Source organism: Streptomyces sp. 6N223 (assembly GCF_052246635.1).
GTDB lineage: Bacteria > Actinomycetota > Actinomycetes > Streptomycetales > Streptomycetaceae > Streptomyces.
Genome location: NZ_JBQQCA010000101.1, coordinates 1 through 9753, shown reverse-complemented (window position 1 = coordinate 9753; position 9753 = coordinate 1). Strand labels below are relative to the sequence as shown.

The following is a 9753-nucleotide window of genomic DNA, read 5'->3' as shown; positions in this document are numbered from 1 at the left end:
GCCGACGCCGTCACGCAGAAGACCCCCGCCCACCCGCCGCCCCCGAGCCCCACCCGGTCCAGCGCGACGAACGTCAGCACCGCCCCCGGCGGATGCCCCGCCACGTGCGCGGGCCAGCGGTCCTCGGCGCCGAAGAGGATGTGGTCGGTGAAGGTGCCGAGGAAGTGCCCCAGATTCCCGGCGTCGATCGCGTCGACCGACGTCAGGTACTCGTTGTGCGCCGTCAGCCGCCCCACCACGCCGCGCCGCCAGCCGTCGACCAGCGCCAGCGACCACAGCCAGGCCAGCGAGCCCGCCCCGGCGGCGGCCAGCAGCGGGCGCCAGGCCAGCCGCCGCGCCGCCACCGGCCCGTACAGCAGCACGAGCCCGGCCACGATCAGCGCGGCGGGCGTGCCCGGCCCCACGTGCGGCTCCCAGCGCGCGTGCATCGGCGGGTAGGGCAGGAACAGCTCGCGCTCGTCGTCGATGGCGTGCCCGGTGACGGCCGCCGCGAGGAACAGCAGCCCCGCCGCCACCGCCGCGGCCAGGTCCGCCCGCACGCTGCCGCCCCCGGCGTCCTTCCCGTTCATCCGGTTAACGCTAGGTGACGCCGCGCCGTGCCCCGCGCGTCAACCGGCGGCCGTCACCGCTTCGTCAGATCCGCTCAGATCTGCCGCGGCGCCGCCCGCCGCCGTGTCCTGCCGGGTTCCGCTTCGTTGGCCGTGCGTGAGCCAGAACAACCGTGAGGGAAACAACAGCGCCCGCGAGCGGATGCGGCAGGAGCGCGAGCAGCAGCGCGCGGCCGAGCGGCGGCTGCGGATCGTCAAGGTCCTCGGGACCGCCGTCCTGGTCCTGGGCGTCGCCGGCGTGATCGGGGTCGTCGCCGCCAACGGCAACGGGGACGACGGCGGCGACGGCGACGCCCAGCCGATCACGGTCGGCGAGGCGAGCGCGCCGACCCTCGCCGTCTACGAGGACTTCCGCTGCCCGGCCTGCGCCCAGTTCGAGACCACCATGAGCGACACCATCAACGAGCTCACCGACGAGGGCAAGCTCAAGGTGGAGTACCACCTGGTCACCCTCATCGACGGAAACCTCGGCGGCAGCGGCTCGCTCAACGCCGCCAACGCCGCCGTCTGCGCCCGCGACGCCGGCGAGTTCACGGCGTACCACGACGTTCTCTACGCGAACCAGCCCGCCGAGTCCGACGACGCCTTCGCCGACAAGGACCACCTCATCCAGCTCGCGGGCAAGGTGGAGGGGCTGGACGACAAGACCTTCCGCGACTGCGTGCGCGAGGGCCGCCACGACGGCTGGGTCCGCCGCTCGAACGCCGCGTTCATGGACTCCGGCTACAACGCGACGCCGACCGTGCTGCTCAACGACGAGGACATCTACGGCAGCGCCGAGGAGGCCCTCACCCCCGAGCGGCTGAAGCAGCAGGTGGAGGATCTCGCCGCCGGGTGATTCCCGGGAACTGGCGGGATCGGATTCCATGGCGGGTGCCCGGCAGGGTAGCGTCGGGCCCATCATGGACGTCCTTGCCTCTATCCCCAGCCCGGGCGAAAGCGAGATCCACCTCGGGCCGCTCCCGCTGCGCGGCTACGCCCTGTGCATCATCATCGGCGTCTTCCTGGCCATCTGGCTGGGCGGACGGCGGTGGGTCGAGCGCGGCGGCCGGCCCGGCACGGTGGCCGACATCGCCGTCTGGGCGGTGCCCTTCGGCCTGGTCGGCGCCCGGGTCTACCACGTGATCACCGACTACCAGATCTACTTCGGCGAGGGGGAGAAGGGGCCGCTCGACGCCTTCAAGATCTGGGACGGCGGCATCGCCATCTGGGGCGCCATCGCGGGCGGCGCGCTCGGCGCGTGGATCGCCTGCCGACGGCGGGGCATCGCGCTGCCGCCCCTGGCGGACGCCGTGGCGCCCGGCATCGCGTTCGCCCAGGCGGCGGGCCGGTGGGGCAACTGGTTCAACCAGGAGCTGTACGGGCGGTCCACGGACGTGCCCTGGGCCGTGGACATCGACAACGGCATCGACGATGGCACCTTCCACCCCACGTTCCTGTACGAGTCGCTGTGGTGCCTGGGCGTCGGCGCCCTGGTGATCTGGGCCGACCGCCGCTACAGGCTGGGACACGGGCGGGCGTTCGCGCTCTACGTGGCGGCGTACACGGTCGGGCGCTTCTGGATCGAGTCGCTGCGGATCGACGAGGCCCACGAGTTCCTCGGCATGCGGCTGAACAACTGGACCTCGATCCTCGTCTTCGCCGCCGCCGTCGCCTACCTGGTGATCGCGGCCCGGCGCTTCCCGGGCCGGGAGAAGGTGGTGGAGCCGGTCACGGACGATGACAGCGACGCCACGGAGGAGCCCGAGGCGGAGGCCTCGGCGGAGGCGGACGCGGAGGCGGACGCCGGGGCCGACCGCGACCAGGACGACGCCGGCGACGACGACAATGCCTCGGAGAAGGCGGACGACGGGGCGGTGGCCGCCAGGGACGGCGCGGCCGGCAAGGACTCCCAGGCCTGAGACGCCCGGTGCCCGGGCGGAGAACCCGCAGCTCAGGCGGGGTAGCTTTGCCTTTCCTTCCTGGCGGGACCCCGCGTTCCCGTGCGAGTCTGTGAGCGACTCGAGGGAGGAACGCCACATGTCCGTCCCGGCCGAAGCACACCACCATCACCGCGACGTGCAGGGCGGCTGGCTGCGTCCGGCCGTCTTCGGCGCCATGGACGGGCTGGTCTCGAACCTTGGCCTGATCAGCGGCGTCGCGGGCAGCTCCGCCGGCTCCCAGGCCATCGCCATCGCCGGCATGGCCGGGCTGGCCGCCGGGGCGTTCTCCATGGCCGCGGGCGAGTACACCTCGGTCGCCTCCCAGCGCGAGCTGGTCCTCGCGGAACTGGACGTCGAACGCCGCGAGCTGCGCCGCCACCCGGCCGACGAGCTGGCCGAGCTGACGCAGGTCTACGTGGGGCGGGGCGTGGAGCCCGAGCTGGCGCGGGAGGTCGCCCGCCAGCTGTCCGCCGACCCCGAGCAGGCGCTGGAGATACACGCCCGCGAGGAGCTGGGCGTGGCGCCGGACGACCTGCCCTCGCCCACCGTCGCCGCCACCTCCTCCTTCGCCGCCTTCGCCGTGGGCGCGCTGCTGCCGGTGCTGCCCTACCTGCTGGGCGCCACCACGCTGTGGCCCGCGGCGCTGGTGGCGCTGGCCGGCCTGTTCGTGTGCGGCGCCGTGGTGGCGCGGGTGACGGCCCGCCCGTGGTGGTTCAGCGGCCTGCGCCAGCTCGGCCTCGGGGCCGCCGCGGCGGCCGTCACCTACGGCCTCGGATCGGTCCTGGGCACCGCGATCGGCTAGGCGCCCAGACCGGGACCACCCGGGAATAAAGCCCCGGGGTCACCACGCTATGTCGTCAGGGTGAGCGTCATGGGTGAGCTTTGTTTCCGGAGGGTTTCAGCTCGTTGACGCCGGGCATGAGCACCGAGGTCCGCGAGCATGGACGCTGGCACCGACCCACCCCCATGGGCGGTCATATCCGCCATCTCCGGCACGCCCCGGCGGTGCTAAGTCCGTATCGTGGACACAGCTATCCGCTTCCCGGGAACCGGGCCATCGTGTAACCTGCACGAAAATTTCATCTCTTCGCCAGGGCCAGCGTCGTCCCTCGGACTCAGCACCTACCAGACGACGACGGGAGAGCCGATGCGTTCTGCGTCCCACCCGGCACAGCAGGGGATGTACGACCCGCGCCATGAGCACGATGCCTGTGGCGTCGGCTTCGTCGCCACTCTCACCGGCGATCCCAGCCACGAGCTGGTCGACAAGGCACTCGCCGTCCTGCGCAACCTCGAGCACCGGGGGGCCACCGGCTCCGATCCGGACACCGGCGACGGCGCCGGCATCCTCATCCAGATCCCGGACGCCTTCCTCCGCGAGAGCGTCCCCTTCGCCCTTCCCGAGCCGGGCGTCTACGCCGTCGGCACCGCGTTCCTGCCCGCCGGCCCGGACGAGACCGACGCGACCGCCGCCGCGATCGAGCACCTGGCCGCCGAGGAGGGGCTGGCCGTGCTGGGGTGGCGCGAGGTGCCCGTCGCGCCCGAGCTGCTGGGCGCCGCCTCCCGCGCGACCATGCCGGTCTTCCGGCAGCTCTTCGTCGCCGACGGCAGCGCCGCCCCCGACGGCGGCAGGACCGGCCTCGCCCTGGACCGCGCCGTCTACGTGCTGCGCAAGCGCGCCGAGCGCGAGACCGGGGTCTACTTCCCCTCCCTCTCCGCCCGCACCCTCGTCTACAAGGGCATGCTCACCACCGGGCAGCTGGAGCCGTTCTTCCCCGACCTCTCCGACCGCCGCCTGGCCAGCGCCATCGCCCTGGTCCACTCCCGCTTCTCCACCAACACCTTCCCGAGCTGGCCGCTGGCGCACCCCTACCGCTTCGTCGCCCACAACGGCGAGATCAACACCGTCCAGGGCAACCGCAACTGGATGCGCGCCCGCGAGTCCCAGCTCGTGAGCGAGCTCTTCGGGGAGCCGGTGAACGGCGTTCCCGCCCTGGAGCGCATCTTCCCCGTCTGTACGCCGGACGCCTCCGACTCCGCCACCTTCGACGAGGTGCTGGAGCTGCTCCACCTCGGCGGGCGCTCGCTGCCCCACGCCGTGCTGATGATGGTCCCCGAGGCGTGGGAGAACCACGAGTCGATGGACCCGGCCCGCCGCGCCTTCTACCAGTACCACTCCACGATCATGGAGCCCTGGGACGGCCCGGCCTGCGTCACCTTCACCGACGGCACCCAGGTCGGCGCCGTCCTGGACCGCAACGGGCTGCGACCGGGCCGCTACTGGGTGACGGACGACGGGCTCGTCGTGCTCTCCTCCGAGGTCGGCGTCCTCGACATCGACCCGGCCCGGGTGGTCCGCAAGGGCCGCCTCCAGCCCGGCCGGATGTTCCTGGTGGACACCGCCGAGCACCGCATCATCGAGGACGACGAGATCAAGGAGCGGCTGGCCGCCGAGCACCCCTACGGCGAGTGGCTCCAGGCCGGCCTGATCGACCTCGCCGACCTGCCCGAGCGCGAGCACGTCGTCCACACCCACGCCTCGGTCACCCGCCGCCAGCAGACCTTCGGCTACACCGAGGAGGAACTGCGCGTCCTGCTCACGCCGATGGCGAAGTCCGGCGCCGAGCCGATCGGCTCCATGGGCACCGACACGCCCATCGCCGCGCTCTCCGACCGGCCCCGGCTGATCTTCGACTACTTCACCCAGCTCTTCGCCCAGGTCACCAACCCGCCGCTCGACGCCATACGCGAGGAGCTCGTCACCTCCCTGCACTCCTCCCTCGGGCCGCAGGGCAACCTGCTGGAGGCCACGCCCGCCTCCTGTCGCAGCGTGACGCTGCCCTTCCCGGTGATCGACAACGACGAGCTGGCCAAGCTCATCCACATCAACGCCGACGGCGACCTGCCCGGCTTCGCCTCCGCCACCCTCTCCGGCCTCTACCGCGTCGCCGGCGGCGGCCAGGCCCTCGCCGACCGGCTGGCCGAGATCTGCGCCGAGGCCGACGCCGCCATCGCCGGCGGCGCCCGGCTGCTGCTGCTCTCCGACCGCCACTCCGACGCCGAGCACGCCCCCATCCCCTCCCTCCTCCTCACCTCCGCCGTCCACCACCACCTCATCCGCACCAAGCAGCGCACCCAGGTGGGGCTGCTGGTCGAGGCGGGCGACGTGCGCGAGGTGCACCACGTGGCGTTGCTCATCGGCTACGGCGCCGCGGCCGTCAACCCCTACCTGGCGATGGAGTCGGTCGAGGACCTCGTCGCCCGGGGCACCTACCTGCCCGGCGTGGACGCCACCGCCGCCATCCGCAACCTCATCAAGGCGCTCGGCAAGGGCGTGCTGAAGGTGATGTCCAAGATGGGCATCTCCACCGTCGCCTCCTACCGGGGCGCCCAGGTCTTCGAGGCCGTCGGCCTGGACCAGTCCTTCGCCGACACCTACTTCCACGGCACCACCACCAAGATCGGCGGCGTCGGCATCGACGTCATCGCCCGCGAGACCGCCGCCCGCCACGCCAAGGCGTACCCGGCCTCCGGCGTCGCCCCCGCCCACCGCGACCTGGAGATCGGCGGCGAGTACCAGTGGCGCCGCGAGGGCGAGCCGCACCTCTTCGACCCCGACACGGTCTTCCGCCTCCAGCACTCCACTCGCGAGCGGCGCTACGACATCTTCCGCCAGTACACCCAGCGGGTGAACGAGCAGGCCGAACGCCTCATGACGCTGCGCGGCCTGTTCCGCCTCAAGGCCGGCGAGCGTCCGCCGGTGCCGATCGAGGAGGTCGAGCCCGCGAGCGAGATCGTCAAGCGGTTCTCCACCGGCGCCATGAGCTACGGCTCCATCTCCAAGGAGGCCCACGAGACCCTCGCCATCGCCATGAACCGGCTCGGCGCCAAGTCGAACACCGGCGAGGGCGGCGAGGACTCCGACCGGCTGACCGACCCCGAGCGGCGCAGCGCCATCAAGCAGGTCGCCTCCGGGCGCTTCGGCGTCACCAGCGAGTACCTGGTCAACGCCGACGACATCCAGATCAAGATGGCCCAGGGCGCCAAGCCCGGCGAGGGCGGCCAGCTGCCCGGACCCAAGGTGTACCCGTGGGTCGCCAAGACCCGCCACTCCACCCCCGGCGTGGGCCTGATCTCGCCGCCCCCGCACCACGACATCTACTCCATCGAGGACCTCGCCCAGCTCATCCACGACCTGAAGAACGCCAACCCCGGCGCCCGCATCCACGTCAAGCTGGTGTCGGAGGTCGGCGTCGGCACGGTCGCCGCCGGCGTGTCCAAGGCGCACGCCGACGTCGTCCTCATCTCCGGGCACGACGGCGGCACCGGCGCCTCGCCGCTGACCTCGCTGAAGCACGCCGGCGGCCCCTGGGAGCTGGGCCTGGCCGAGACCCAGCAGACGCTGCTGCTCAACGGGCTGCGCGACCGGATCGTGGTGCAGACCGACGGCCAGCTCAAGACGGGCCGTGACGTGCTGATCGCGGCCCTGCTGGGCGCCGAGGAGTTCGGCTTCGCCACCGCGCCGCTGGTCGTCTCCGGCTGCGTGCTGATGCGCGTGTGCCACCTGGACACCTGCCCGGTCGGCATCGCCACCCAGAACCCGGTGCTGCGCGCGCGCTTCAACGGCAAGCCGGAGTTCGTCCAGACCTTCTTCGAGTTCATCGCCGAGGAGGTCCGCGAGCTGCTCGCCGAGCTCGGCTTCCGCGGCCTGGAGGAGGCCGTGGGCCACGCCGAGCTGCTGGAGGTCACCCGCGCCGTGGACCACTGGAAGGCGCAGGGCCTGGACCTCGCCCCGCTGCTGTACGTGCCGGAGCTGCCCGAGGGGGCCGCGCGGCACCGCACCACCGAGCAGGACCACGGCCTGGCCAAGGCCCTGGACAACGAGCTGATCCGCCTCTCGGCCGACGCGCTGAACGCCGCCACCCCCGAGGACGCCCAGCCCGTCCGCGCCCAGCTCGCCATCCGCAACATCAACCGCACCGTCGGCACCATGCTGGGCCACGAGGTGACCAAGCGGTTCGGCGGCGCCGGCCTGCCCGAGGACACCATCGACATCACCTTCACCGGCTCGGCGGGCCAGTCCCTCGGCGCCTTCCTGCCGCACGGGGTCACCCTCCGCCTGGAGGGCGACGCCAACGACTACGTCGGCAAGGGGCTGTCCGGCGGGCGCCTGATCATCCGCCCGGACCGGGCCGCCGACCACCTGCCGGAGTTCGCGATCATCGCCGGCAACGTCATCGCCTACGGCGCCACCGGCGGAGAGATCTTCCTGCGCGGCCGGGTCGGCGAGCGGTTCTGCGTGCGCAACTCCGGCGCCACCGTCGTCGCCGAGGGCGTCGGCGACCACGGCTGCGAGTACATGACCGGCGGCCGGGCCGTCGTCCTCGGCACCACCGGGCGCAACTTCGCGGCCGGCATGTCCGGCGGCGTCGCGTACGTCATCGACCTGGACCCCCGCAACGTCAACCCCGAGTACGTCGCGATCGAGGAGCTCGACGAGGACGACCGCGCCTGGCTGCACGAGACGGTGCGCCGCCACGCCGAGGAGACCGGCTCCACCGTCGCCGACGCCCTGCTGAAGAACTGGGACGCGGCGCAGGCCCGCTTCCGCAAGATCATGCCCACCACCTACAAGGCCGTGCTCGCCGCCAAGGACGCCGCCGAGCGTGCGGGCCTGAGCGAATCCGAGACCCACGAGAAGATGATGGAGGCGGCGAATGGCTGATCCGAAGGGCTTCCTCACCCACCCCGAGCGCGAAACGGCGCGGACCCGCCCCGTCACCGAGCGCGTCAGGGACTGGAGCGAGGTCTACGTCCCCGGCTCGCTGCTGCCCGTCATCTCCAAGCAGGCCGGGCGCTGCATGGACTGCGGCATCCCCTTCTGCCACAACGGCTGCCCGCTGGGGAACCTCATCCCCGAGTGGAACGACTACGCCTACCGGGGCGACTGGCAGGCCGCCAGCGAGCGGCTGCACGCCACCAACAACTTCCCGGAGTTCACCGGGCGGCTGTGCCCCGCGCCGTGCGAGTCGGCGTGCGTGCTCGGCATCAACCAGCCGGCCGTCACCATCAAGAACGTCGAGGTCACCATCATCGACAAGGCGTGGGAGGCCGGGCACGTCACGCCGCAGCCGCCCGAGCGGCTGACCGGCAAGACCGTCGCCGTCATCGGCTCGGGCCCGGCCGGGCTCGCCGCCGCCCAGCAGCTCACCCGCGCCGGGCACACCGTCGCCGTCTACGAGCGGGCCGACCGCATCGGCGGGCTGCTGCGCTACGGCATCCCCGAGTTCAAGATGGAGAAGCGGCACCTCAACCGGCGCATCGAGCAGATGCGGGCGGAGGGCACCAAGTTCCGCACCGGCGTGGAGATCGGCCACGACATCGACGCGGCGAAGCTGCGCAAGCGCTACGACGCGGTGGTCATCGCCGCCGGCGCCACCACCGCCCGCGACCTGCCTGTGCCCGGCCGGGAGCTGGGCGGCGTTCACCAGGCCATGGAGTACCTGCCGCTGGCCAACAAGGTGCAGGAGGGGGACCTCATCGAGTCCCCGATCTCCGCCAAGGGCAAGCACGTCGTCGTCATCGGCGGCGGCGACACCGGCGCCGACTGCGTCGGCACCGCCCACCGGCAGGGCGCGGCCTCCGTCACCCAGCTGGAGATCATGCCCCGGCCCGGCGACACCCGGCCCGCCCAGCAGCCGTGGCCCACCTACCCCATGACGTACAAGGTGACCTCGGCCCACGAGGAGGGCGGCGAGCGGGTCTACTCCGTCTCCACCACCCATTTCGAGGGCGACGAGGACGGCAACGTGCAGTGGCTGCACCTGGTCGAGGTGGAGTTCGTCGAGGGCAGGTTCCAGCCCAAGCCCGGCACCGAACGGAAGATCCCGGCGCAGCTGGTCACCCTCGCCATGGGCTTCACCGGCACCGACCAGGAGAACGGCCTGGTCGGCCAGTTCGGCCTGGAGCTCGACCAGCGCGGCAACATCGCCCGCGACGCCGACTACGCCACCAACGTCGAGGGCGTCTTCGCGGCGGGCGACGCCGGCCGCGGCCAGTCGCTGATCGTCTGGGCCATTGCCGAGGGCCGTGCCGCCGCCCGCGGCGTGGACCGCTACCTGACCGGCGACTCCACGCTGCCCTACCCGATCCGCCCCACCGACCGCGCGCTGGCGGTCTGACCGCGTCCGCGGCGCCCACGCCCCCTGCGCAGGGGGTGTGGG

5 protein-coding genes and 1 pseudogene are annotated in these 9753 nt (G+C 72.4%); 5 read left to right on the top strand and 1 reads right to left on the bottom strand.

The window, feature by feature from the left end:
- Positions 1-569: pseudogene (locus ACTWQH_RS32155) on the bottom strand (hypothetical protein); the annotation flags it as partial.
- Between the two features lie 136 nt (positions 570-705).
- On the opposite strand from ACTWQH_RS32155, the gene ACTWQH_RS32150 reads away from it, so the two are divergent.
- The 5 genes from ACTWQH_RS32150 (at position 706) to ACTWQH_RS32130 (ending at position 9711) form a co-directional block, all read left to right on the top strand.
- The gene (locus tag ACTWQH_RS32150) at positions 706-1446 is read left to right on the top strand and encodes a DsbA family protein (protein ID WP_443290348.1); all 741 of its coding nucleotides are present in this window, start codon (positions 706-708) and stop codon (positions 1444-1446) included.
- Positions 1447-1510: 64 nt separating this feature from the next.
- Positions 1511-2509, top strand: a complete 999-nt coding sequence (gene lgt, locus ACTWQH_RS32145) for a prolipoprotein diacylglyceryl transferase (RefSeq protein WP_443290347.1) — start codon at positions 1511-1513, stop codon at positions 2507-2509.
- A 118-nt stretch (positions 2510-2627) separates the two neighbouring features.
- Positions 2628-3332: a VIT1/CCC1 transporter family protein gene (locus ACTWQH_RS32140; RefSeq protein WP_443290346.1), complete on the top strand. Its 705-nt coding sequence runs from the start codon at positions 2628-2630 to the stop codon at positions 3330-3332.
- 345 nt (positions 3333-3677) lie between these two features.
- Entirely contained in the window at positions 3678-8255 is a 4578-nt protein-coding gene (gene gltB, locus ACTWQH_RS32135; protein WP_443290345.1) for a glutamate synthase large subunit, read from the top strand.
- Complete coding sequence (locus ACTWQH_RS32130; protein WP_443290344.1) at positions 8248-9711, top strand: glutamate synthase subunit beta; 1464 nt, start codon at positions 8248-8250, stop codon at positions 9709-9711. Before gltB ends, ACTWQH_RS32130 begins: the two co-directional genes overlap by 8 nt.
- The last annotated feature ends 42 nt before the right edge of the window (positions 9712-9753 follow it).